Source organism: Spirochaetales bacterium (assembly GCA_016930085.1).
GTDB lineage: Bacteria > Spirochaetota > Spirochaetia > SZUA-6 > JAFGRV01 > JAFGHO01.
On the sequence record JAFGHO010000040.1, the window covers coordinates 1 to 26,409 of the forward strand.

19 protein-coding genes are annotated in these 26,409 nt (G+C 48.6%); 5 read left to right on the top strand and 14 right to left on the bottom strand.

Features of this window, described 5'->3' with window-relative positions; translation table 11 throughout:
• Positions 1-188: 188 nt before the first annotated feature.
• From JW881_06855 to JW881_06875, 5 genes are all read right to left on the bottom strand, one after another.
• Entirely contained in the window at positions 189-428 is a 240-nt protein-coding gene (locus JW881_06855) for a hypothetical protein (GenBank protein ID MBN1697214.1), read from the bottom strand.
• A 155-nt stretch (positions 429-583) separates the two neighbouring features.
• Positions 584-1,144, bottom strand: a complete 561-nt coding sequence (locus tag JW881_06860; GenBank protein MBN1697215.1) for a hypothetical protein — start codon at positions 1,142-1,144, stop codon at positions 584-586.
• Between the two features lie 76 nt (positions 1,145-1,220).
• On the bottom strand, positions 1,221-2,453 hold the full coding sequence (locus JW881_06865) for a DUF438 domain-containing protein (GenBank protein MBN1697216.1): 1,233 nt from the start codon (positions 2,451-2,453) through the stop codon (positions 1,221-1,223).
• Between the two features lie 52 nt (positions 2,454-2,505).
• Positions 2,506-2,694: a ferredoxin gene (locus JW881_06870; protein ID MBN1697217.1), complete on the bottom strand. Its 189-nt coding sequence runs from the start codon at positions 2,692-2,694 to the stop codon at positions 2,506-2,508.
• Positions 2,695-2,872: 178 nt separating this feature from the next.
• Positions 2,873-3,508 (bottom strand): hypothetical protein, encoded by a 636-nt coding sequence (locus JW881_06875; GenBank protein ID MBN1697218.1) that lies wholly within the window; start codon positions 3,506-3,508, stop codon positions 2,873-2,875.
• Between the two features lie 217 nt (positions 3,509-3,725).
• Between JW881_06875 and JW881_06880 the strand changes: the two genes are divergently transcribed.
• Positions 3,726-6,155 carry a plasma-membrane proton-efflux P-type ATPase gene (locus JW881_06880; protein ID MBN1697219.1) on the top strand — a complete coding sequence of 810 codons (2,430 nt, stop codon included), beginning with the start codon at positions 3,726-3,728 and terminating at the stop codon, positions 6,153-6,155.
• 142 nt (positions 6,156-6,297) lie between these two features.
• On the opposite strand, the gene JW881_06885 is transcribed toward JW881_06880, so the two are convergent.
• The 3 genes from JW881_06885 to treS all read right to left on the bottom strand — a co-directional run bounded on the left by JW881_06885 (position 6,298) and on the right by treS (position 11,181).
• On the bottom strand, positions 6,298-7,161 hold the full coding sequence (locus JW881_06885) for a class I SAM-dependent methyltransferase (protein MBN1697220.1): 864 nt from the start codon (positions 7,159-7,161) through the stop codon (positions 6,298-6,300).
• 82 nt (positions 7,162-7,243) lie between these two features.
• The gene (locus JW881_06890; protein ID MBN1697221.1) at positions 7,244-7,801 is read right to left on the bottom strand and encodes a DNA-3-methyladenine glycosylase I; all 558 of its coding nucleotides are present in this window, start codon (positions 7,799-7,801) and stop codon (positions 7,244-7,246) included.
• Between the two features lie 50 nt (positions 7,802-7,851).
• Positions 7,852-11,181 (bottom strand): maltose alpha-D-glucosyltransferase, encoded by a 3,330-nt coding sequence (gene treS / locus JW881_06895; protein MBN1697222.1) that lies wholly within the window; start codon positions 11,179-11,181, stop codon positions 7,852-7,854.
• 367 nt (positions 11,182-11,548) lie between these two features.
• Here treS and JW881_06900 point away from each other — a divergent pair, with 367 nt between their 5' ends.
• Complete coding sequence (locus tag JW881_06900) at positions 11,549-12,631, top strand: hypothetical protein (protein MBN1697223.1); 1,083 nt, start codon at positions 11,549-11,551, stop codon at positions 12,629-12,631.
• Between the two features lie 53 nt (positions 12,632-12,684).
• Here the strand turns inward: JW881_06900 and JW881_06905 are convergent, their stop codons facing one another.
• From JW881_06905 to JW881_06915, 3 genes are all read right to left on the bottom strand, one after another.
• Positions 12,685-13,725: a hypothetical protein gene (locus tag JW881_06905; protein ID MBN1697224.1), complete on the bottom strand. Its 1,041-nt coding sequence runs from the start codon at positions 13,723-13,725 to the stop codon at positions 12,685-12,687.
• A 274-nt stretch (positions 13,726-13,999) separates the two neighbouring features.
• Positions 14,000-14,164, bottom strand: a complete 165-nt coding sequence (locus tag JW881_06910) for a hypothetical protein (protein MBN1697225.1) — start codon at positions 14,162-14,164, stop codon at positions 14,000-14,002.
• Between the two features lie 15 nt (positions 14,165-14,179).
• On the bottom strand, positions 14,180-14,539 hold the full coding sequence (locus tag JW881_06915) for a hypothetical protein (GenBank protein ID MBN1697226.1): 360 nt from the start codon (positions 14,537-14,539) through the stop codon (positions 14,180-14,182).
• 407 nt (positions 14,540-14,946) lie between these two features.
• Between JW881_06915 and JW881_06920 the strand changes: the two genes are divergently transcribed.
• Positions 14,947-17,802, top strand: a complete 2,856-nt coding sequence (locus tag JW881_06920; GenBank protein MBN1697227.1) for a substrate-binding domain-containing protein — start codon at positions 14,947-14,949, stop codon at positions 17,800-17,802.
• A 305-nt stretch (positions 17,803-18,107) separates the two neighbouring features.
• On the top strand, positions 18,108-19,067 hold the full coding sequence (locus JW881_06925; GenBank protein ID MBN1697228.1) for a hypothetical protein: 960 nt from the start codon (positions 18,108-18,110) through the stop codon (positions 19,065-19,067).
• Positions 19,068-19,225: 158 nt separating this feature from the next.
• Here the strand turns inward: JW881_06925 and JW881_06930 are convergent, their stop codons facing one another.
• The 3 genes from JW881_06930 to JW881_06940 all read right to left on the bottom strand — a co-directional run bounded on the left by JW881_06930 (position 19,226) and on the right by JW881_06940 (position 23,304).
• A complete protein-coding gene (locus JW881_06930; protein ID MBN1697229.1) occupies positions 19,226-20,527 on the bottom strand; it encodes a dockerin type I repeat-containing protein in 1,302 nt (433 codons plus the stop codon).
• 232 nt (positions 20,528-20,759) lie between these two features.
• Positions 20,760-21,896: a helix-turn-helix transcriptional regulator gene (locus JW881_06935; GenBank protein ID MBN1697230.1), complete on the bottom strand. Its 1,137-nt coding sequence runs from the start codon at positions 21,894-21,896 to the stop codon at positions 20,760-20,762.
• A 427-nt stretch (positions 21,897-22,323) separates the two neighbouring features.
• Positions 22,324-23,304, bottom strand: a complete 981-nt coding sequence (locus tag JW881_06940) for a family 16 glycosylhydrolase (GenBank protein MBN1697231.1) — start codon at positions 23,302-23,304, stop codon at positions 22,324-22,326.
• Positions 23,305-23,465: 161 nt separating this feature from the next.
• Here JW881_06940 and JW881_06945 point away from each other — a divergent pair, with 161 nt between their 5' ends.
• Positions 23,466-26,381, top strand: a complete 2,916-nt coding sequence (locus JW881_06945; GenBank protein ID MBN1697232.1) for a substrate-binding domain-containing protein — start codon at positions 23,466-23,468, stop codon at positions 26,379-26,381.
• The last annotated feature ends 28 nt before the right edge of the window (positions 26,382-26,409 follow it).

The following is a 26,409-nucleotide window of genomic DNA, read 5'->3' on the forward strand; positions in this document are numbered from 1 at the left end:
TGTTATCTGTTTATTATAGAGTGACTTACATATTTAAGCCGGGTTTTGGCGCTTTTCTCAAAAAGCAAACTGTTTTTTGACATTTAAAGTAATTTTCTGTATTGAAACAAGTTAGTGATAATTAAAACCGTATGTGAGTAAACCGTATTTACGTGGTCACAAAAATCGCTGTTCAAGAGAAAATCCCGCTAAAGCTGCATAACCTTTGTTTCGCCGCAAACGGAAATATTGACACTGTTCAACCAGCCGGGAAACCGCTGTTGCAGGATATTCGCGATTTTTACAACATTTTCATTGTCGGTGGTATGAATCTTCAAATCATTTTCATTCCACTCGTAAAGGATGATCCTTAATCCGTTGTATGCCATCTTTCTGATCTGACTTGATATCCTCGCTTTGATTAAGCTTAAATCCCTCTCCTTTTGCATGGTTTCTCCTCCCGCTTTATTCCCGCATTGAAAAGATAGGGAATTACATTGGGGAATTCAATGAATGGACCACGTATATACCTGGTATAAAACAGGTATACATTGTTTAGCGATGTATTGAGTGCTATACCGGATAAGAAACTGAACGGATGCCGTTAAAAAAACAGAAAATACCGTGGAATCTTTTCCATGAATTTTCTGTACGAATTTCCATACTGTTTGAGACAGGCCTCTTCTTCAGCAATGACTGATTGATGGAGGAAAACAAGTGAAACCACAAACAGGAGAAAGGATACACCGCTTCCGATAATAAAACAAGTCCCCGTAAAAATAATCCAGATGGAAAAAATCTGGGGATTGCGGGATATCCTGTATACACCTCCCGTGACCGGAGAATCCGGCGGTGTATCGGCATAAACGATAAGAGCGGCCGCAAGGCCGGTCAAGCCAATCGTCCATAACGCCACACCAATAATAAAGACATGGCAATTAAACCGGATCGGACTCAAACAGATCAGGATCAGGTTCGCGAAGGTAATGAGTTTCCCGGCGGTGGTTACTATGATCTGTTTTTTCGTCCAGAGGGACCTGTCGTATAACCGTTTACGTACTTCCTTTGAAAAACAGGATATGATGATGCCGAACACGGCAAGGTATACCGAAAATGGAATCCAACCATTTAGTAGGCCCAATCGAAAATCAGGAATAAAAACCATATGTTCAGCTCCTTTCGTGATCCGGCGGGAATATCCGATGTAATATTCGGCAATTATATCCTAAACGCTCATACAGCTACCAGTCGAGCAGCCTTCGTTCGCCTTCGAGTGCCCTGATGTCCGTCACATCCTGCGAGACCTCGATAACCCCCCGGTATACGTCCGCCTTATCATACAACGCGAAATATCTGATATGGATGAATCTGCCGTTTATGGTAAGCCAGAACTCGGCAACATCCTTTTCCTTTTTTTTGAAACTTTCTATAATACGATCGACGATATGGACGCTTTTGGGCGGATGGCAGTTCTGAACGGCCCGTCCGATAATCGCCGGACTTCGGGGGAAAATACGGTCTTTCCCCTGTGAAAAATAGCGCACCCTGTCGTTTTCATCGACGAAGGTGACATCGACCGGCAGATGCTTTAAAAGCAGATTGATCTGATCGATCCGCACATCACCTTCATCGAGATGAAAGGTTTCGTGGATTGCCTCAGCCCGCCCGGCAGCCGGTTCCGGCGTTGGTTTTCGCGGTTGCCTTTTCCGCTTTTGTCGGGCGATCGCCGTGTCCCAGAGGTTGCCCGGCCGTATCCACGCGTATCCGATTTCGGACTCTTCGTTTCGTATATCGATCCAGTCCGAGTCGGTGAGTTTGCGAAGGGCGGTTGGAAAGAGAATTTTTTCTTCCATAAATATCATTTTTTTTATCGCGGCAATGAGACGCTTCCCTGTATTTCCGACCGCGCCGGTATCGCCCGTCTGTAACGCTTTTTCGGTTTCTGAGAACATCGTTCTGATTTCATCGTGTTTGCCCCACATCACCCTGGTCGGACCGTAAAATCCCGCCTGTTCGAGTTTTGGAAAAAGTTGATTTTCCTTTCGCGTGAAATGTAGATTGATCCGCTTCAGTTCTTCGAGCCGGTTTTTCAACTCTTCAACGCCTGTTTCCTTTATTTTGTCTATTTTCTTTAAAAGCGGGGCGATGGATTTCAACAATTTCTCCGCCGCCCTGTTTTCTTCCATATAGGTGTGGAGGGGATGGCCGGGCATACGTCGCGGATTTTTGTACTTTTTGAGCCGGTCGTCAAAGACGGCTACATGAACTTCGCATAGCCGCTGGATTTGTACGGGCGGGAAACCTTCCCGGATCAGCGAGTTTTCCATGGCGGCTATTTCTTCCGGGCTTACGTCCTTTATCAGTGAGGCGAATTCCTTTTTTACCGCGTCCACGGATTTTCCTTCATGAAGCGACGTGATAATGGATTTGAGTTTTTCCTGTTTCGCCTCGCCGTCGTGTAAATATTCACTCATTGTCGTCCCCCGTTTTTTTTGCTTTTTCCTTTACATTATCATATCGATAAGTTCACATCTCATCGCCGTCATCACCGATCGCGCCGACAGGACAATATGTCATCGCTCTGATGACGGCTTTTTTTTCGTTGATCGTTCCGGGCTGTTTCGCGATAAAACCGAATCCTGAATCCGTATCGACCTTGAAACTTATAGGTGCGATTATCGTGCACATACCGCAGCAGATACAGCCCGAATTCACACACTATTTACCCTCGACATTGAATGGTGTTTTTTTATCGACATCCGCCATATATATATATGGTTGAGTCTATAGCAGAATTGAAAAGAATTCGGTAACCCGGGTTACGAAAATGGAAAAAATTCTGAAAATAATCGAAAAAATACCGTTTTTCAGGGGAATCGAAGACGATAGACTACTATCCGCTTTTACCGGTATCCGATACTACGTTAAAAAATATGAGAAGGGTACCATTATCATTCTGCAGGGAGTGCCTGATAAAACCCTCTATCTGCTGACAACCGGCGATTGTATCTGTGAAATGACTGATGAGGCGGGCAAGGTGTTGAAAATCGAGGATTTTAATGCACCGGACGCCCTGGCGAGTACACTGCTTTTTGCCGATGACCCCAGAATCCCGGTGACTGTCCGGGGAGATCCCTTCGTTCGGCAGCAGCCTGTATTCCTTCCCCGCTTCGTTTTCGAGGACGAGTTCGCCTTCGATCCGGCCGAAAAGGGAAATAACAGCGCTTGCGAGGAGAAGCATGATACCGATTTGAATGATATCGGGTCCGTAATGCATAGTCTTTTTCCTTATCATTTTCGTTGAGATGCGATGAATCGTGCAAGGAAGCAGATTGAGAAAAAATATGATAAGGGGGACGATGAACCAGCCTGATGTAAAGAAATGCATCACTCCCGGGGTTTTAAAAACGGTCGCAACAAAAGGCACGTCGTTCGTCTGCATCGTTTGAGTATCGGTAAGGTTCGGGATAAGCGTCGCGATCACAAGGGTAACGATAAAATAACCGATAAGTACCGCGCTAAGTTTCACGGACTGAAGAAAACGGACGAATCCCTGTAATGGTTTCTTTGTGGGAAAAATGAAAAAGAAATAAGGAATCGCGTAAGTGTCAATCGATTGATGAATAGTGTAGCATTGACTTTTATAAAATTAAGTGTTTGAAAGAAATTGCGTTAAGTCAAGGAGGGATTGTCATTCGCGGAATTCAAATAAGCGAATGTCGTATATATAAAAGGAGGATACGGGAATGAAAACGAAAGACGTGAAGGAAATGACGGTCGGGGAGGTCTATGAAAGACTTTCAAGCGGCGGGAACGGACTTTCGGATGCGGAAGCGAAAAAACGTCTTGAAACCTATGGGCCGAATCAAATCGAGGAAAAACGGGTCAATCCCGTGTTGAAATTTCTGGGATATTTCTGGGGACCGATTCCATGGATGATCGAGGTCGCGGCCGTTCTTTCGATTACGATCGCGCATTGGGAGGATTTCTGGATAATCACCGCCCTCCTTTTGCTGAACGCAATCGTCGCGTTCTGGCAGGAAAGCAAGGCAGGATCCGCCATCGATGCACTCAAGCGGAAACTGGCCCCCGAAGCAAAAGTGAAACGCGACGGGAAATGGATAAAAATACCAGGACGTGATCTTGTCCCCGGAGATATCGTCCGTGTACGATCCGGCGACATTATCCCCGCGGATATCAAATTCATCGAAGGGGATTACGCTTCCGTCGACGAGTCGGCATTGACCGGGGAGTCGATGCCGGTCGACAAACATACGGGCGACCTTGGTTACGACGGCGCTGTTCTCATACAGGGTGAAATGAACGGGATCGTCGTAACAACCGGAATGCAGACATATTTCGGCAAGACCGCCGGACTGGTCGAGAATGTGAAAGGGGAAAGCCATTTTCAGAAGGCGGTCGTTAAAATAGCGAATTACCTTATCGTTCTCGCGAGCATACTCGTCGTTATTATTTTTCTGGTGGGTATATTCAGGCACGAAAGCATATTGAAGATTGTGCAATTCGCCCTTGTTTTGACCGTCGCATCCATTCCCGTGGCTCTTCCGGCGGTGTTATCCGTTACCCTGGCGGTCGGCGCCATTGCTCTGGCCAAAAAAAACGCCATTGTCAGCCGATTGACATCGATCGAAGAAATGGCGGGAATGGATATACTTTGTTCCGATAAAACGGGAACGATCACGACGAACAGGATCGTCGTCACCGGGATTGTTCCGATGGGAACGTTCGGGAAGGCCGATGTCGTTAAATTCGCATGTATGGCGTCGAACGAGGAAAATCAGGACACGATCGACAATGCCATATTCGCCAAAGCCGGAACGATGGATGAACTGAAAGATCTCAAAAAAACGTATTCGGTTATAAAATTCAAGCCCTTCGATCCGGTTTCCAAGCGTACCGAGGCCGATGTCGAGGTTTCGGGAGGCCGGATAAACGTCGCTAAAGGCGCAGCACAGGCTATTTTAGACCTCGTGAACGGCGGACCTGAGACGGAGCGGCAGGTCGGCGATACCGTTGCCGATTTCGCTCAAAAAGGATATCGCGCCCTGGCGGTCGCGGTTTCGGAAAAGAAAGATGAATGGAAACCGGCCGGAATTCTCGCCATGGAGGATCCGCCGCGCGGGGATTCCGCAGAAACGGTCAAATCCGCCCAGGAAATGGGAATTACCGTCAAAATGGTAACGGGCGACCGTATGGAGATCGCGGCGAATATCGCAACGCAGGTCAATCTGGGCAATGACATCGTTCCATCGGAAGCGGTCAGTGAAAAATCGGACAGGGAAGCAATAAAGACAGTGGAAAAAGCCGATGGTTTCGCCCAGGTTTTTCCGGAGCATAAATACCATATTGTCGAACTCCTCCAGAAACACGATCATATCGTCGGGATGACGGGAGACGGCGTCAATGACGCGCCCGCGCTAAAAAAAGCGGACGTCGGTATTGCCGTCGAAGGGGCCACGGACGCCGCGAAATCGGCCGCCTCGATCGTCTTTACGAAACCCGGGCTTTCGGTCATCATCGACGCCGTCAAGCGGAGCCGTGAAATATTCCAGAGGATGACCCATTATTCCATTTACCGCATAACGGAAACGATACGAATTTTGTTGTTCGTGAGTCTTTCGATCCTTATTTTCAATTTTTATCCGGTCACTGCCCTTATGATCGTCCTTCTGGCCCTTCTCAACGACGCGCCGATAATGACCATCGCATACGACAATGTCAGCTATTCCAGAACCCCGGATAAATGGAATATGAAAGAAATCCTCGGTATGGCGACTTTTCTCGGCGTCATCGGCGTTCTCGTTTCATTCCTGATCCTTTTTATCGGGAAGGAAGTCTTTCGCCTGAGTAATGAAGTGCTGCAGTCATTTATCTATCTCAAACTTTCGGTGTTCGGGCATTTCACCGTTTTCGTGACCAGGACCAAAGGACATTTCTGGACATCCAGACCCGCGCTTCCCCTCGTCGCCGCGGTGATCCTCACCCAGCTTGCAGCGACATTGATCGCGGTCTATGGTTTCCTCCTTCCCGCCATGGGATGGCAGCTCGCGGGATTTATCTGGGGAACTGGTGTTATCGTGTTTCTCCTTACGGATTTCATCAAGGTATACCTTTTCAGGCTGCTCGATCACCGTGCGGTCAAGATGAAACGTTGAACGAAAACGAAGTATCGATATCTCACGGCTCGATATCGATCGCCGCATTGGCAAGGATGAAAACGGGAATATCGATATATTTTCGGAGGGGGATTGAAATGCATGCATGAACACCGAAATGCAGGGTGGAAAAAGGCGCCGGTTATTCTTTCTTCCCCGATAAAGGCATTCGCTTTCCTGCCGCCACTGCGAACTCGTCTGCGTCCGGTGAAAATGCACTTCCCGCCACATCGGCAAAGTAGTCGTGAATGCAAAATCCCGCGTTCCCGAACTCTTCTTCGAGTGTGTTCCTGCTGAAGTATTGAAGCCAGTTGTAGATCGTCGATGTCCGCCTTTCCTCGACAATGGTATATTTGTCGACCGTTACCTTTTCCCTTTCGTAGGTGAAGGTGTTGAGGAACTCGTAATACGGATGCGGGGTCCAGAAGCCGTTCGACGGGTGGTACGAGTAAGAGGCGGCTTCATGTTTTTTCTCAAAGGCGGCGAACGAGCAGACATCGAGCAGGAGGCGGCCGTCCGGTTCAAGCGATGTATGGAATACAGCCGACAACCTCTTTCTTTGTTGCGGGCTCAAGGCGCAGTAATCGCAAAAGATCATGATGATGAGATCGAAGGTTTCATCGAGCCGCAGGTCGAGGTAATTTTCATTGATGTAGGTGATGTCGAGTGATTTCCGCTTTGCCGTTTGCCGGGCGTACCGCAGCGACCGTTCGGAAAAATCAATGCCCGTCACCGCCATTCCCTTTTCCGCAAGCCGGGTCGTATACAGGCCGGGGCCGCACCCGAAATCGGCGACCTTCGATCCCGCCTCGAGTCCGAAATGAGAAACGATCCACTCGACGGAACGTTCGATGAATGATATGTTACGCGAAGAAATATCGACGGAACCGTCGAGGTGGTGTTCGAGCATCCGGCGTGAAATATAGCAGCCCGTCCATAATTCTTTTGCCGTGTAATATTCGAACGGTCCGGGCCGCGCGTTTATTGTGTTCAATTCCCCAAACATAATATATTCCTCACTCTGTGTCACCGGGGGTGGCTTGCAGGTGTTTCAGCCCGTGCCGGTCGGGATGATCCCCCGGCCGTCGCTATATTTCACCGTAACGGAAACAGTAATTCAGATGATCGTTGACGATCCCGATCGCCTGCAGATGCGCGTAGACGGTAGTCGGACCCAGGAAGGAAAACCCCCGTTTTTTTAGATCGCGGCTTATCGTATCGGAAAGCGGTGTCGAAACGGGAATTTCAGAGAGGCTTTGAAAGTCGTGTTTGATCGTTTTACCGCCGGTAAAATGCCAGATATAGGTATCGAAACTGCCGTATTCGTTCCGAATCCGTAAGAACGCGCCTGCATTATTGATCGCCGATTCGATTTTTCGTCTGTTTCTGATGATGAGGTCGTTGTGAAGCAGACGGGTTACGTCTTTTCGTGTAAATTTCTCTATGACGGCGGGATCGAATCCGGCAAACGCCTTTCTGAAGTTTTCACGTTTTTTGAGGATGGTCAGCCAGGAAAGACCCGCCTGGAAAGATTCGAGAAGAAGGAATTCGAAGTGTTTTATTTCGTCGTGTACGGGAACACCCCATTCGGTGTCGTGGTACGTTAAAAGCGCCTGATTGCCGTCCGCCCATTCACATCGTTTCATGGCTGCATTGTATCCCTGAACGGTAGTGATGTTCAAGTCATAACGACCTGTCAATCATTTTCTGTTTCCGTAAGCGGTGAGCGGTTGTCGAGGATAAACTGTATTCCCTTGAGGGGAATACGAATCCAGTCGGGCCGGTTGTTCAGTTCATACCCGAGTTCGTAGACGGCTTTTTCAAGCAAAAAAACTTCCAGAAGCACATCGATGTCCTTTTTATTCGAGGGAATGAACGACGCATCGTTCGCGACCGCCATGTATGATGAAATAAAGTTACTGCTTACAAAATGATACCATCGTTCGATCCAGAACCCGAGATATTCCGTCTCTTCCGTCTGATTCATGAGACAGTGCGAATAACCGCTGTGGACCGCATAATGAAAGGAACGGACCATTCCCGCCACATCCCTGAAAGGAGAACGTTTCAGCCGCCGTTCGCTCAATGGCCGAGCCGGTTCTCCTTCAAAATCGATGATCGTAAAATCCGATCCCGTAAAGAGTACCTGGCCGAGATGGTAATCCCCGTGGATCCGAATTTTCTTTGCCGATATCTTTTTTCCGAGGATCCGGCCCAAAATACCGAGGATATCCTTTTCCGCCTGTAAAACGCCGGAAGCCGCCTGCCGGTCGTTTTCGCTTATCTTTGAGAGGTTCCGTTCCAGCGTCGAAAAGACATATTTGACGAGACTCTTCATCGATTGATATACCGAACGCTGATAGAGTATTGAAAATGATTCGGGCGCGAACTCCTCGGATTCGACGTCGGAAGAAAGCGCATGATGCAGTTCGGCGGTGCGGCGGCCGAGCAGTGCCGTCATCTGCAGAAAAAACTCCCCGCATAATTCCGTCATAAGGTCATTCGTGATGTCTCCGGCTTCGGTGATCCGTTCCAGTTCATCCTTCCTGACGATGATCTGGTCCAGATAACGGCCGACATTATCGAGGGTATAGTGCCAGGCGTCTCCCTGGTTGGGAACGAAGCGCTGCAGAAACCCGGTAAAGACGGTGCCGTCGGGCACCTCGTATTCGATGACTCCGGCGAAATCGGGAACATGCGGGAACCGCGCATGTTCGGTCAGAAATCTCACGATTTCCGGATCGGGATTGATGCCTTTTTCGAGTTTCCGAAACAGCTTGAGGATAAATGAGGATTCATAGATAATCGATGTATTGCTTTGTTCCTCCTTGAACACGCTTGTTTCAACGGGTACCCCTTCTTCCCTGATATTTTTTCGCAGAACGGACCCGGCCGAGGCTTTCAGGCAACCCCGAACCCCCCTGATTCTTTTCCTTGTCGTCATGAGGTTGAGAAGGGTTTTGTGAAGGCGCGGACTGAAAACACCGTCATACAGTATCCCCCTCCGGGTTTCCTTTTCTATTTCCGCCTGGACCGCCTCAGGATGCTCGCGTTCGATATGGATGCTTTCCTTGTCCCACGCGATCGCCATCGCCAGCATGTATGTCTCCATCGGTCCTTCGTTATACGAAATCTCCGTCATGATAAAGCGAAGGCCGTCCTCTTCTTTCGAGATCGGGATGTTCTCGATTATTCTTACCCTCCTGATATGTCTTCCCTTGCTGCTGAACCACCTGGCGGCCCGGAGAAACCGGGGGAGGATGACCGCTTCCATGATATCCCGGTTGTCCCCTTCGAGTATTTCTTCCGATCGCTTTGAGATGACAAGCCGGGGAAGCGCGGTCATCGACTCCTCCGAAGACGCCTGTTCCTCCTTTTTCAGGAGAAACCAGAAATGACCGTGCGAACCGAGTGTGACCTGATAGATTTCTTCCTTTATTTTCGGAAATTTATTTTGGCTCAACAATTCGATCGGAACGTAATCGATATAGGGCGCGAGATTCAATTCGACCGACTGGGCAAAACGGGAAAGATTGATGACGACAAGGATTGTATCATCATCGTAGCAGCGAACGAAAACAAGAACTTTATGATTTTCCGGTGAAAGAAACTCGATGGTTCCCCTGCTGAACGCCTTGTACCGTTTATGCATGGCGATCATACGCTTCATCCAAAAGAGAAGCGATGAAAGGTTTTTTTCCTGGTTTTCGACATTGACCGCCTGATAGTGATATTCGGGATCGATAATAAGGGGAAGAAAGAGTTGTTGCGGATTCGCCTTTGAAAAACCGGCGTTCCGGTCGGGCCCCCACTGCATGGGCGTTCTGACGCCGTCACGGTCGCCAAGGTAATAATTGTCGCCCATCCCGATTTCATCCCCGTAATAGAGAACGGGGGTGCCTGGGAGTGAAAAAAGGAGGATATTCATGAGTTCGATTTTCCGGCGATTGTTCCCCAAAAGAGGGGCAAGGCGGCGGCGAATGCCGAGGTTTATCTTCGCACGCGCTTCATTGGCAAAGACACGGTACATGTAGTCGCGTTCTTCATCGGTTACCATTTCCAGCGTGAGTTCGTCGTGATTGCGGAGAAAAAGCGCCCACTGGCAGTTATCCGGAATCGAAAGCGAAGGGTCAAGAATGTCGGTGATCGGGAATCTGTTTTCCATCTGAACCGCCATGAACATGCGGGGCATGACGGGGAAATTGAATGCCATGTGGCATTCATTGCCGTCACCGAAATATTCGACCGCGTCTTCCGGCCACTGGTTTGCCTCCGCCAGCAGCATGCGGTTTGAGTATTTATGATCGATATGCGATCTCAATTTCACGAGAAACTCATGGGTCTGGGGAAGATTTTCACAATTGGTCCCTTCTTCTTCAAAAAGGTAGGGGACCGCATCCAGTCTCATTCCGTCCACGCCAAGGTCGAACCAGAAATCGATTACCCGAAAGATTTCTCTTTGTACACGGGGATTCGCGAAATTGAGATCGGGCTGGTGTGAAAAAAAGCGGTGCCAGTAATACGCTTTGGCGACAGGATCCCATGTCCAGTTGGAGGCCTCGAAATCCTTGAAAATGATCCGGGCGTCGGAATATTTTTCGGGCGAGTCGCTCCAGACATAAAAATCTCTGTAGGCGGAACCGGGCGGTGATTTTCGTGCGCGTTGAAACCAGCCGTGCTGGTCCGATGTATGATTGATGACCAGCTCGGTGATGATCCGGATTCCCTTTTTATGCGCCTGTTTGAGGAATTCACGGAAATCCTGTATTTTTCCGTAAGAAGCATGGATGTTGAAATAATCGGCGATATCATACCCGTCATCACGCAGCGGTGAAGGGTAGAAAGGAAGAAGCCAGACGGCGTCGATGCCAAGGCTTTGAAGATAATCGAGTTTTCGGATAAGTCCCTGAAAATCCCCGATCCCGTCGTCGTTGCTGTCGCAAAACGACTTGACATGGAGTTCATAAATGACCGCATCCTTATACCAGAGAGGGTCGTCTTTCAGATATTCATTACGGTTCGGCACGGCACCTCCTTAATTCAAATAATAATGGAAATAGCGACGACACTCAAGGCAATATCGGGTCGGTGAAGGTGAAGGGGGTATCGCTTTCAATACCCGTACGGGCCGCCTGCGGCCGGAAAAGCCCCCGGCACGTTATTTCCGATGAAAGACGTTACAATCGCCGTGCATATTATGATCATTTTACCTTGATCGTGAACAGATTTCTTATATAATATATATTGAAATGATGACAGGCAGCAGCAAGTATTGCCGTTCATACGGGATTCCGGGAGTTTTCCCACTCGAATCCGCTTTGTGTTTTTGTCTCTTCGTTCTATTTCTTTTCTTTAACGCATCATGTGTTTCGTCCCGCGTCGATACCGGGTCAATGGAAAATATCATCAACGGAACGCGATCTATCGCCCCGGATTCACGGCAGGTTGCCGATTTTGAAAGGCGCATCACAGAAAATCCCGTTATTTCTTTTGATGAAGAGGGCCCCCCCCCGAATGAAGCATCACCGCTTATGAAATTGCTGTATACCTGCCATCGGGACGCTTATGTGTTAATCGACCGGACACGATCGATACTCGAAAGAGAGGAAAAAAGCGGGGGATCGGGTATCCTGACTCAATCGGTGCGGACGTTTATCGATTTCCTGCCGTCACCGGAAACGATGCTGCAGCAAAGCCCCGGCCTGCTGACCGCCGTTCACGAGATCAACCACGGGTATACCCGGCTTTATGCTTCGAACGTTATTCCGCATCAGCACATGCCTGCGGCTTCACGGAGGTACATGTGTTATTTCCTGACACGGGAGAAAACCGCCGTCATTCGCGTTTCGAACGCGGATGAAACGCCGCGTTACGCAATGCTTGAAACCGTCATCCCCGCGGAGCTGAGAACGAAACGATTCGATACCTATGTGGCGGGCGATGAGGGAAGCAAATCGGGCGTGTATACCCTGCTTGACGAATACAATGCCTATTTCCAGTCGTTCCGCACTGCTTTTTCCCTTGTTCCGTATTTCAAAAAAGAAAGGCCGCGGGACGACGGGAACTGGCTGACGTGGGCGGGTAAACTCTACAGCGATTACTTTGCCTATTTTGAGTTCCGATACTGGATACTGACCTACCTCCTTCATCTCCGGCGAATCGATCAGCCGCGTTTTGAGGCCGTCATCAAAACAAAGGGGTTCCGGATGGCCTTCTCATGGATCGATTCGGAGTATTCGAAGCTCGCGGCATCGTTCGATGATACCGTCACCGATCTGGTCTCGTTTGTGCTGCGAGAGGGCGGTGAGGCCGGCTATGAATCCGCAGGCGATGACGACCCGTGGAAGGGAATGCTGCTTACGATCGGCGGCAGCGGCATCGAGATGGATATGATCGAACGGGATCTGCTGGCGCCTCTTTTCGAACGCCCCGAATACAAAGAGCTGCTTGATATACTGCATGACCGGACCGGATGACGCACTCAGGCCCGGGCACGCCACATATTTTCCCGATGCGCCATGCCCGGGCCTCATGATTGCTCCTTCAATCGGTGCAGGTCGGCTTTCCATTGTTCGATCGCTTTTTTTGTATGTAATCCTACGTGATGGACCGATTTGATTTCATCGACGATAATTGAAAAATCTCCCAGAATTTTCTCGACCCTCGTTTTTATCGTCGTCGATGTATCGTAGACCGAATTGATACTTTTGTTGCTTTTCCGGATCACCTCATCGACATCGTTCATGGCCTGACCGATCTGCTGGGATTTCGTGACCATGTCTGTGACGGTGAGGATGATCTCCTTGGATGCAGATGAAACCTCGTGCATCCCGTTCACAAGTTCTTCCATCAGTTTTTCGACATCGAGTACCTCGGTGTTTATTTTCTGAAAACAGGAGCCGGTTTTTTCGATAAGCCGCGTCGCGTTCAGTATATTCTGCTTGTTCGTATTGAGTGTGTCGGTTATCAGCCTGGAGTTCGTATTCGTGTTTTCCGCGAGTTTTCTGATTTCATCGGCAACCACCGCGAATCCTTTTCCGTATTCTCCCGCGTGGGCTGCCTCGATGGCGGCGTTCATGGCAAGGAGGTTCGTCCGGCTTGAAATACTGCTGATCACATCGATAATTTCGAAGATCTCTTCGGAGGTGCTTTCGAGGACTCCTATCGCCTCGACCGCAGCGTTCATCTCTTCAAAGCCGGCAGTGATGACGTCGGCGAGGTTTCGGACGGTCGTTTTTTTGTTCATCGTGGAAAGGGTGATACTTTCGATCGGAGCCGATATTTCCTCGATCGAGACCGAGGTTTCGGATATGGAGGAGTTTGTTTCCAGAATCACTTCCTTGACATGACCGGTCAGATCGAGGACCGATTTGTTGACCTGCCCGGAAACCTCGACTTCCGAATTCTGGCTTTCCATTTCCGAGTTGATCGAGTTTACATTGTTTTGTATCCTGACAAAGTGGTCCTGGGCTTTTTCCGTCGAATCGATCAGCCGATTGCCGATGTCCATGCTTTGTCTGGTCGTCATAAGGATTTCTTCGATTTCCCGCGCCTTCTGCCTGCTTTTCACCGCTTTTGATTCGGATTCCTCCAGAATCGATCCGGTGATTCTGAAGATGATGCAGGAGAAAAGGCCGAAAATGCCGAGAAGGATCGACGCGACGATATAGTTCTGAACAAGTTAGGCGTTTTCCGTTCCAGGTAGTGGAGGGCCTCCTGGGTGAAGATAAAAACCGTGACAATGAACAATACGGCGGCAATAAGCAGGTTAAACGCGATGCCGTATTTTCCGGTTTTTATCAGAGAGAGGATGAACATATAAAAGAAAAAAAGAAAGACGACCGCTATAAAAACGGGCAGTTAATAATACCGAAAAAATAAAGCGGCAGCGAGAAAATATCCATCATAATGATGATGGCGATAACGGTAAAAAGCATTCCTGCTTTCCGCTGGATGATAACCGACTCTTTATTATATATGGAGAGAAAATAGCTTGTTATTTTTTTCATCGTTCATTCTCCATGTTACAGCGGTCCTATGAATTTCGCCCATAGATCGAGCATGAAAAGCGTCAGCATACCGGCGGCCAGCGCCGCGCAGATTGTTTTGACGATTCCCCAGTTGTCATCTTTTTTCTCGTCGATGAAATAAAACAGGGGAAAACTCGCTATGAAAAAACTGGAATAGAGAATCGAACCGAATATCAGCATCCTGTTCTGTTCTTTGTAGTAAAAATTATCCCGAAGCATCGGATTGGCCATGATCAATGTTTCAAGCCATGCCCAGAAATATGCGGCCGCGATGACGATGACGGGGAAAAGGGCTTTCATGAAAGGAATTTTTGATGTTGTGATGCGGCGGATGACGACGACCGAAAGGGCCATGGCCGCCATCCAGATCGGGGAACAAATAATAAAAAATTTTTAGCCCCATGCTTTGTCCGGATTCACGGAAAACCAGGTTCCCCCGGTTTTCGCTTTCTTCCCGGCAGGTATTGGATCCGACATTCTGAATACCCTCTTTATACCAGCGTATGTGCGTTTCGTCCCGGCATGTTCGAATATACCGGAACGCAGTGACCGCCGTTACACAGTATTATTATAGTGAAGCCCCACCAAAATAACAAATAAAAAACCTGATACGATACCTTGTTTAGCGTGAAAAAACAATAATAAATGTATGAGAGCGATATCCCGGCCTCCGGGCGCCGCCGCCATATATATGAAAGTGTTGACTTTTTTATCAGGGAATGGCATAGTTATATACCGAAAACAGATTGAAGATGTAAACTATGAAAAAAATGCGATCCCGAAAATCCTTCCGCAGGGTTGGTGTCTTTACGGCCTGGTTTTACGGGCATTACCAGCTGGAACTCATCTCCGGCATTGAAGAGGCGGCCGGGCGCCATAACGTGCAGGTGGTCTACTTTTCGGGCCGCGCCCTGCATTCACCCGTCCCGTATGAAAACGATCATAACATCATTTATGATACAGCCCTGAATGCATCGCTTGACGGGCTTATTATCATGTCGCTTCTGGCCAATTATTGCGATGATTATGCCTTGACGGAATTCATAGCCCGATATAAAGACATTCCGATCATTACCGTCAATTTCCGTTCCCTCATCGGCAACGCGATTCTTACCAACAATAAAAAGGGATTCAGCGCTTTGATGAACCACCTTATCGACCAACACGGCTACAGAAAACTCGCATTTGTCAAAGGACCGGAACATAATCGGGATGCAATGGAACGTTATACAGTGTACAAATCCGCTCTTTCCGGGAACGGAATCGATTACAATCCCGCACTCGTCACCGGAACCTGTTATACCTTCCGGGCGGGCCAGGAAGCGGTTAATGTGTACCTGGACGAACGCCGGTTGCGGCCCGGCAGGGACATCGAAGCGGTTGTCTGTGCCAACGACGCAATCGCGTTGGGCGTGATCGATGCTCTTTATGAACGCGGTTTGCGCGTACCCCGGGATGTCGCGGTCACCGGATTCGATAACATGAATGCGTCGATTTTCCCCAAATTCCCGCTTACCAGCGTCAAACAGCATCTTCGCGAAATCGGGAACATGGCAATGTGCAATCTTCTTGATTATCAACCTCACCGGGAGCCCATTTTTTTCGACACGGAACTCGTTATCCGCGATTCATGCGGGTGCATTAAACCGGAAGAAAAATCATCATCTCTCCCGGATATAAACAGAGAACGGGCGTCTTCCTGTGGAATGGATTCAGATGTATATAAAAAGGATCTGGAGTTCATCTATTACGAAATCACCAGGATCATCGACAATTTGAAGGATTTGCAGAAGATGACGGAATTTTCCGCATGGATGCAGGGGAATTTCCCTGATCTGGGAATAGAAAGCGCCTGGATTTTGCTCTTTACAGAGGTCAATTCGGACGTCCGCACTTACAGACTGCTTGCCGGATTCGATCAGCGCCAACCGGAAGGAACGGAATTGAAGGATACCGTAGCGGAAACCGTGATCTTTGACCATATCCTTACCTGGCGGCCCGGCCGCTCCTACTGCATGCTTCCGCTTCTCTCCAAGGGGGAAAAGTATGGCCTTCTTGTCATGGAAGTGAATCTATATACTTCCCTCGTATTCGATACGTTGAGCAGCCATATCGGAAGCAGCATCAGGAACATGCTTCTCGGCGAAGAAGTGATAGCGATGAACCGGCAGCTCATACAGGCCGATGAACAAAAAACCCGGTTTTTCATTAATGTGGCGCACGAAACAAAAACCCCGCTGACACTCATCAGGAATTACCTCGCGCTTTACATGGAAGAGCATGAACCCGACGAGAAGCTTGTCATCATGAAGCAGCATATCGATCTTCTGCTTGCCAATATGCTCAATTTTCTCGACGCTGAAAGACTTCAAAAAGAGGAATTGATCTACCGGCATGATGAGCTTGTGAATGTATCGGCATACGCACGCGGAAAAAGCGACCTTTTCCGGGCCGTAGCTTCCAGAAAAAATATCCGCATAACCTTGACCGCGGATGACCGTGTCGTCATCAGGATCGATCCCCTCGCACTGGAGCGTATTTTTAATAATCTCTTGGACAATGCGGTGAGATATATACAGTCCGGAGGACGGATACATCTCAATGTCCGGAAAACGAACGGCAAGGCAATACTCCGTATCAGCGACAACGGGCCCGGTCTGCCCGCCGACCGGTGGGGGCATCTTTTCGAACCCTATTACCTGCTTTCGAAGAAACGAGACGGACGGCAGGGCATTGGTGTGGGACTTTCAATCGTGAAGAAGATCGTCGACGGACTCGGGGCTTCGATCAAGGCGGAGAAAGGAAGGAGGGGAGGAACATCCTTTACCATCACGTTCACGGATGAAAGCGGCGCGGCGGAACCGGAACAGCTTCAGGAAATACTCACAGCCGCATCGCCCATTGGCCCGGTTCAGGATGTTAATATCAAGGAAGGAAGGATTTCGGCCGACAGATCCTCGCTTTTCGTTATTGACGACAATATACATCTTCTGAAATTCATTCAAACCGCCTTTTCGGAATCGTACAACGTGTTCATGGCCCGGAGCACGGAGGAGGCTTTACTCAGACTCAAGGTGATACCCCGTCCGGATGTCATCATCTCCGACGTCATGATGGACGGTGAAGACGGATTTCAGCTGCTTTACGCCATTTCGGAAAAGGACGGATACAACGACATTCCTTTTATCTTCCTTACCGCTTTGGGCGGTGAAACGGCAAAACTGAAGGGTCTCGATCTCGGGGCGGTCGACTATATCGAAAAACCCTTTTCCATCGCCACCCTGAGGGCCAAAATCGAATCGATCATCGGATTACGCGGGCGGCAGGTGAAACAGGACCGCGAACGCATCCGCTACAGCATCGACGGACTGTTATCCGGTTCGGGCACCGACGCCGCGGAACCGGTGAAATCCGGGTTCGAATTGCACTGCGAGAAATTCGGCATCGTCGGCCGGGAAAAGGAGATCATCCGGATGATAATGGGGGGCCTGGTGAATAAGGAGATCGCTTCATGCATGCATGTCTCTCAGCGCACGGTGGAGTACCACATCACCAAAATATATAAAAAATGCGGCGTAAACAACAAATACAATCTTCTGAAAAAATTCAGGGAGTGAGATGATTCGCAAAAACCGGCACCCAGTGTCCGGTAAAAAGACATCCATTTATTGTTTCAATCCTTGTCTTTCTTGTCCCTGTCACAATGAAACCCCCGCCCTTTTTCAGTTTTTTTGCGTCATTTTTACGGAAAACCCCTAAACCGGAAAAAAAACATATAAGGTATAATTTGTTCCGGCAGTGAAGCTTTTCTGCATATCCGTCTCCAACTCTTTCGGATATGTTTTGTTAAGCCGGCGGGCCTGTCGGTTCCGCCCCACTGAAACAATGAGTAAATCTTCGTTACTAAAAAACAGGAGGATCAATGATGAAAAAAGGAAACGCAAGAACAAAAACCGAATGTCTGGTTTTCATGTTGTTTTTGTTATGTTTGAGCAATGTCTTCGGGGCTGCGTGCGGCGATGTCAATTCGAGCGGGACGATCGACATCGTGGACGCACTCGTCATCGCCCAGTACTATGTCGGTCTGAATCCGGGAAATTTCGACTCGAGTGCGGCGGACACCAACGGGGACGGTTCGATCAATATCGTCGACGCGCTCCGTGTGGCGCAATACTACGTGGGACTCGTGTCGGAACTGGCCTGTCCCGGCGCGACGAATCCGCCAACGGTGACGAACCCTCCCGCGAGCACGACCATAAAAGGGAGTGAGGTGCTTGTGATCGGTGAATCCTTCATCGCTATGTCGCACGAGATCACGCGAAACCTCGAACAGCTCGCGAGGAACGCAGGGATTCTTCCTTCGAACGAAAGTTTCCGCGACAATTCAGTGAGTGGGACGAGGCTTTCCGGAGGAAGTTCCCCGACGATACCGGAACAATACAGAAACGGTGTCCAGCAGGGTCCGGTGAAATGGGTGATCATGGACGGCGGCGGAAACGACTGCCTCCAGGGAAGCTGTTCGAATCCACCGACCTCAAGCTGCACCGATCTGCAGAACGCGGTCAATGCGGCACGGAACCTTCTCCAGCAGATGGGGAATGACGGGGTGATAAACGTGGTCTATTTTTTCTACCCCGATCCGCTTTCCGACTACGGCGGGCTCAAGGCGAAGCTCGATGTGTTGCGGCCCCTCATTCAGAACGTGGTAAACTCGAGCACGAAGCCGAAGTGCTACTGGCTCGATTTACGGACCGTATTCGCCGGTCACGACAGCGAGTATACAAACTCGGACGGTATCCATCCCTCATCCGCCGGGTGCCAGGCGACCGCGAACGCGATCTGGAACATCATCCGGCAGAACAATTTTTTCGGCACGAATTAATAAAGGCATATGAATGCCGAAGAGGCCCTTGATACAATCCCTCCGGATTTTCAATGAGGAAATCGTATGTCCGGGGATTCGGCGTTCGGGTGTATAGAAAAAACCGGCAGGTCCTGATAAGAAAACTTACTTTCCGGTCCTGCCGTTTATGTGGTTGCCTAACAAAAGGAATCGACCAGGCCGACGTAATACCGGGCGATGATTAACGCGTCGACGATGTTTATCGACGAATCGCAATTGACGTCCGCGTTTGCCCGGTTAAAGCCGGATGGGTTGAGACCCACGTAAAACTGGGCGACTAAAAGCGCGTCGACGATATTAATGGCGCCGTCTTCATTGACATCCCCCATGTCGTCCGACTGTGGGGGCGGTGTTGCTTCCGGGGACGGATACACAAGATCAGGGTAGTTATTGTAAAAGTTAGTCAGCGCGGCGCCGAGTCCGGAATCGAGGTTTCCGTTCGAATCGACGCCATTGGATGTCCATGGCATGAGACCCTGAAGGCCGTTCGAGTATCCGTTCATATAACAGTCGGTAATATTGACGCCGCCGACCCCGTTTGCGGGAAGTTCGCCGATGACGACCGGTTTGTCCGTAAGGCCGTATTCAGATACCTTTGTCGAAGCCATCGGATTCCCGAACCAGTCGGTCACCCAGTCGTAAAAATGGGGGGAATAAAAATCCAGATATACATTGGCATTGTTGTATTGCGCCCTCAACCGGTCGTCCGAAAACTGGTTGCCCTCGTTGTTCTGGTAGACATCGGTCTGCCATTTCATGCTTACCCCGACCGTCGCGAGAACATCGCTGTTCGCGTGAACTGCCGCGACCACCCTGGCGCAAAAGTACTGCAGCGTGCTCCACGGCAGCTGCGCGTTGTTCGAATCCTGATTCACCCATTCGATCTCATTGCAGGGTTCGACGGCAAATAGATAGGGATTGTCCTTGAAGCGGTTGACGAAGGGAACCACATAGTTGGCGGCAAAAGAATCGATGTTGGCGCTGCTTGCATACATGTTACGCCAGGACTGGTAGGTGTTGTATGTATTCTTCGTGTGATCGAAAGAGATGAGGGTGGCAAGGATATATATTTGGTTGGACCGGGCGAGTTGGAACATGTCCGCAAGATCGTCCCAGTGGTCCTGCGTCGCACCGGAGACACGTCCGCTTGAATCGATATTGATTCCGACCTCGCCGCTGCATGTTATCCATATCCTGGTGGCGTTTCCCCCGGCATTCTTGATACGTTTGAACTCGTTATCCCACCAGGAGGAATTGTAGCTTCCGCCGAAATCGTTCCAGTTGTTCCACGGGGTATTGGCCCCGTTTATAAAAACGGGGTTTCCGTTCACTTTAAAGGCGGCATTCTCAACATAAATCCGCTGGGCAACGGCATCTTCGATAAAAAAAGTCGTCGCACACACCATGCACAAGAGCATACAGATCAATTTATTTTTCATAACAACCTCCCTGAATATATTTTTTATTACATGTGACATTTCACATTGAAAGCGCCGCGACCGCAGCGCATATCGTGAAACGGTTTCCGACGGAAACCAGGCCCTGTCGGTAACTTACCGTATTCTACTATGAGGAAATAATGCAAGCGATGAATTTTCCGATAAAAATGTTGACTTTTACGATAAAAGAAGTTTTTTATGACAATACCACACTTTCCGGGATAACCGGTGTTCAGGCGTGTTCTTTTCTGAAATCGCTGGGTGAGATACCCTCGTTTTTTAGAAAAACCTTATAAAAATACGATCTGTCGTTATACCCGACGGCAAAAGCGATATCGATTATCTGCCTGTCCGTTTCCGCCAAAAGACGCTTTGCTTCCGTGAGTCTGATTTTATTCAGCATCTGCTTGAAAGAAAGCCCGAATTCCCTTTTTACGAGAAACGAAATACGGGTCGGCGAAAGGCCGAGGTCGTGACCCATCTTCACCAATGAAATATCCGGATCGGTATACGATGTCTTGAAAAAACCGATGATTTTTCTCAAATCCATATCCTTGTGACTTTCCAGCGCCAGTCGTTTGTATGCGATCATTGCGGCGGGTCCTTTTTCTATTATCAGTAGCCGCCTTCGTTTATTTACCCGCAAAATAATAAAAAGCAGAAAATAATATAAAACCGCGCTTAATCCGATCAGGCTGTAATGAAATAAATGTGACCTGTAAAGCGAGATGGTTTTTATCGTCATACTGCTTTCCCGGTTCACCTGAAGTGAGGAATCATCCGGCGGGCTTTCTCCCTGAGAACTGTCGACGAGCAGGAAACAGCCGTTTTTCAAGGTATCCCGCCCGATGCCGATTCTGCCGGGATTATAATCCCTCGTCCACCAGAACGGATCGCGAAAATCGGAAAGGGGACAGATATATCCGGTCTGATTTTCTTTTATCGGGACATTGTAGCCCAGATGCCGGAAAGAAGCCGAATCATTCATATTCGTAATGCCCGGAACAAAAAGCTTTATGATAACCGTGCATGCTTCGATATTGTTCGCCGTCAGGTCGATAAATATATGCGAATAGGGAGAAAAATCAAAGAAATCGCCATATTCGGCAAGATTTATTCCGATTCCGGCAAAGGATCCTGGTTTCTCGTGAATGAATGTAAAAACGATATTGTCTTTCTTCACGCGAAAATCAATGATCGCCGATTTTTCCGGATCATTGTATGTCCAGACAGCCGTTTCACCTGTATTACCGCAGGGAAAGATGAAAAACGGTTTTTCCAGTGAATATTGCGCCAGCGGGATGAGGAGGAAGAAAGGCGGGAGTATCGCTATGATGAAGAAAAAATTTATTTTTTTTATTTTGTCCATAAATAAGCACATATGCCGGTCTCGAATATCATCTTATGTTATCATATCACCTTTACAGGGTATGAGTATAGAGAATTCGGGATATGGAATCCAGTGCCTGATCGCCATAACCGGCCCTTTCAAAGGAATACACCGGCACCGATTTTCATCGCCTATTGCCCGTGTTCCCGGTCGATATGTGTCACTGTTATTCCCGATATATCGCAAGGAGTACGGATTTTATAATTGAGGTTGACAGTTATTCATGATATCGGATTGTGCGGGACAAATGCCGGTTTTGGCGCAGGCATCCCCAAAAAGCCCGCGTCAAAACCCGGCATTACCATGCAAATCGGTAAATGATTAGCAGTTGCCCCGTATGGCGGCAAAAAATGAAGCCTGGGTGAAAAATTCCGGTCAATCGATTCCGCCTTTCCTGGAATCCCCCTTAGCAAAACCGATTTATAAGCCCGACGTAATACTGGGCGATTAATAAGGCGTCGACGATATCGATTGTGCCGTTACAGTTCGTATCGGCGTTTTCCATATTGAAGCCGCCGGGATTGAGCCCGACATAGTATTGTGCCACCATAAGGGCATCGACAATGTCGATCGTGCCCGAGGAATTGACATCACCCCGTAAACCAGGCGGGTTCGTAATGGTCGGGGCAACGGTCGGGGTGGGGTCCGGAGTTGTGCCTGTGTACGGATTGGTCTTCAGATACCGTATCCAGTCGTAGTATATCGATTGCGGGACCTGTTGATCGAAGTTTCCAAGCCATCCCGTCACCGATGAATCGCCGTTCCAGTAATTAATCATACACATGCTCGATGTTACCGGAAACTCCTGTCCGTTATTATTAATTGTATGAACAAGGACGCCGTCGATGTACCATTTGATGAACGAAGACTGCCATTCGAAACCGTAATTATGAAAACCGGCGGACGAATCGAAGCCCAGGTCGACCATATGTTCATGGCCGCCCTTACTGTCCGCGAAATAATTGCATTGCACCTGCCGGGGGTTTTTCCCCAGGATCTCGATGTCGATCTCGTCCCAGATCGTGTCATGGGAGGGGCCCGTGTAAAGGAAAAGTGAACTCACCGTACCCTGGTGGTTCGACGCTTTCATCCTGCATTCGAAGAAGCCGTACCGGTAGGTTTCGTTCGACCTGTATTCACCGGATTTCCACGGCGGGCTGCCGGTATACGAATCAAGCGTTATGGCAAGCTGCCCTCCGGAAAATGTAATCTGTGTATCGCGCCAGTAACAATTGAAGGGGGAGCCGTTCGTCCAGCCGTCCGCTTTTGTCCATCGGCCGGTATCGTAATTGTCCAGGTTGTCGGTAAACTCGGATTGTGCGAAAACAAAGGGGAATACCCCGGCCAAAAGAACACAGACGGCGATGCATCTCATCATATTTTTCATTTTTTCATACTCCTTTTCCGTTATTTTGTACTACTTGATTTCGATAATATAACGAATGGCGGGGATTTGATACTGTGGCGTTCCGCAGTAATTCCACAGGATGCAACATGTGCGGTGAACTTGTACAGTGATATGGTTATCGGCTATACTGATCGTGCACTATGAAAAAAGGAATGCATGGTAATGACAACAGGATTTTTTGCGTGATAAGTACCTGGTTCAGGGGACAATACCAGTACGACTTGATATCGGGTATCGAATATGAAGCGGCGATAACGGGGACGAGGATAGTATATCCGGCCGGCAGATGTCTCGATTCACCCGTATTATACGAGAAGTATATGAATATCGTTTATGATATTATCCCGCATATCCGTTTTGACGGCTTTATTATTTCAGGGTTGTTGGCAAATTACTGTAACCACAGGAGCATGGATGATTTCATAAAAAGATATTCGGACCGGCCGGTTGTAACAATCGATTACAAGGGAGAAAACATCCCCGGAATTCTCCTGCACAACAGTTCCGGATTCAGGCAACTCATCACCCACCTTATCGAAGATCATGGATATAAAAAAATCGCGTTTATCGGAGGCACGGAAGGAAGCCGTGATGCTCAGGAACGGCTGGACATATACAGGAACACATTGACGTCATACGGACGCCCTGTCGTCGATTCGATCATCGTAAAAGGCGATTTCTCATACCTTTCAGGCCGGAAAGCGGTAAAAACATTGCTTTTCGACCGGAAATTGAAACCTGTTTTGGATTTTGACGCCATTGCGGCCTCCAATGACCTGGCGGCATTGGGGGCTATCGATGAATTACGGATGCATGATATCGATGTGCCCGGTGACATCGCGGTAACCGGTTTTGATGATTCCCTCGATGCGGGTGATCCCTCTCATCATCTTACGACGGTAAGGCAGCCGGTATTTGCCATGGGAAGACAGGCGGTAAAGGTCCTGCTCGATTATCCGTCTGCAAAAGGCGACGTTTTTTTTCCGACACAGCTGGTTAAAAGAACCTCCTGCGGGTGCCCTGAACATATCGAACCGGCAATCCATTGTGTTACCGGCGATGCCGTCAACGCGGGGGAGAAAGCCGGGGATTATCTCAGGGCAGTCGAATATGTGACGCAGACACGACATAAAAAGATTCCCGAATATTACATGTATCAGCTTGTTTATGTCAGTGATGCCTTGAAGCAATTGATGTCAATCGATGAACTCGAATCCTGGATGGAAAGGGGTTTTTCGAGTCTTGGCATCGAGGAATGTTATCTGTTTCTCTACGAGGATTCCGGAGACCCCCCCCGTTTGTATTCGCTTGTTGCCGGGTATTCGGGAAAGGGAGCAATACCCAATGCGGAAAAAAGGGTGTATTCCGCGGATTCGCTTTTTATGTCGTTTTTATCGGACGGCCGCCATTCGTTCTGTATGCTTCCGGTATTGTTCAGGGATGAGCAGTTCGGATTTTTGCTTGCGGAAGTGAACATGGATGCATGGATCGCGTATGAGACGATCCGCAGCCAGGTATCGGCAAGTCTTAAAAATATGTTTTTCATCAATGAAATAAAGAAAATTAACAAATGTCTCGCGAAAGCGAATAAAAAACTGCAACAGGCGGAAAAGCAGAAAACCCGTTTCTTCATCAACATCGCGCACGAAACGAAAACACCGCTTACCCTCATTAAAAATTACCTTGAAAAATATCTGAAAAACCATGAACACGACGGGGATCTTCTTGTTATCAAGCGAAATATCGACATCCTCCTTGAGAACATGGTCAATTTCCTGGATGCCGAAAAGCTTGAAATGGGAAGGATTCTTTACAACCACAATCAGACCGTTTATCTTTCCCGGATAATCGAGAATAAGGCGGCTATTTTCAGGGAAATCGCCGTAAAGAAAAATATCCGTATTATGAGCGCGATCGAAGAAAACGTGTACGTCCGTGCCGATCCATGGGCAATCGACCGGATACTCAACAACCTGCTCGACAATGCGGTCAAGTATACACAGCACGACGGAGATATCCGCATGAAACTTGAAAGAAAAAAAGGCAGGGTCGTTCTCAGCGTATCGGACAATGGCCCGGGTATTGCGAAAGACAACATAAGCGATATTTTCAAACCCTGCTACCAGCTGTCGCAGCACATGACAGGTAATCAGGGAATCGGAATGGGGCTTTATATCGTAAAGAAAATAGCGGATGAACTCGGTGCATCGATCGGGGTGAAAAGCGGGGAGGGAAGAGGAACATCGTTTACCATTTCGATGGGTGAAAGCACGGAAACGGAGACGGGGGTGAAATCGGATATTCCGCATCTTTCGGGACCGCCGGAAGGAGTGTATGCCCCGGTCCCTTTGAAAGAAGAAAGAATAGTAAAAGAAAAATCGACCATCCTTATCGTCGACGACAACAGCGATATGCTTTTTTTCCTGCAATCGGCACTGAAAGAAGCTTATAACGTATGTATGGCTGACAATGTAAAAAACGCTCTGGTTAAGCTCGAAAAAATACCGAAGCCCGACCTGATTATATCGGACATCATGATGGACGGGATGGACGGTCATGAGTTCCTGCGGACAATTTCATCCGACAGTGAATATTCCGATATTCCCTTTATTTTCCTCACGGCAAAGCACACGGAAGCGGAAAAGCTGCATGGTTTGTCCGGGGGGGCGGTCGATTTTATCGAAAAACCATTTTCCGTTTCGGCATTGGAAAAGAAGATCGAATCGATCGTGTCGTTGAGAAAAAAACAAAGAAAACATGAGCTTTCAAGGATAAAGAAGAAAATTGAATTGCTGCTTTCAGATACCGGAGAGCCCGGAATTTTAACGAAATATGACCGGCTGGAAGAGATGTGTGCGGCGAATAAAATCACCGGCAGGGAAAAGGATGTCATCGCATGTATCCTGAAAGGCCTGGTCAACAAGGAAATTGCCGCGTTACTGAACCTCACGCAGCGTACGGTGGAATTTCATATTACCAATATTTACAAAAAATGCGGCGTACGGGACAGATTCGGACTCATGGCGTTATTCGGGGGCCCTTATCCCGAACCTTGACAAGTAATGTGTCCGTGCGGTTTTAACG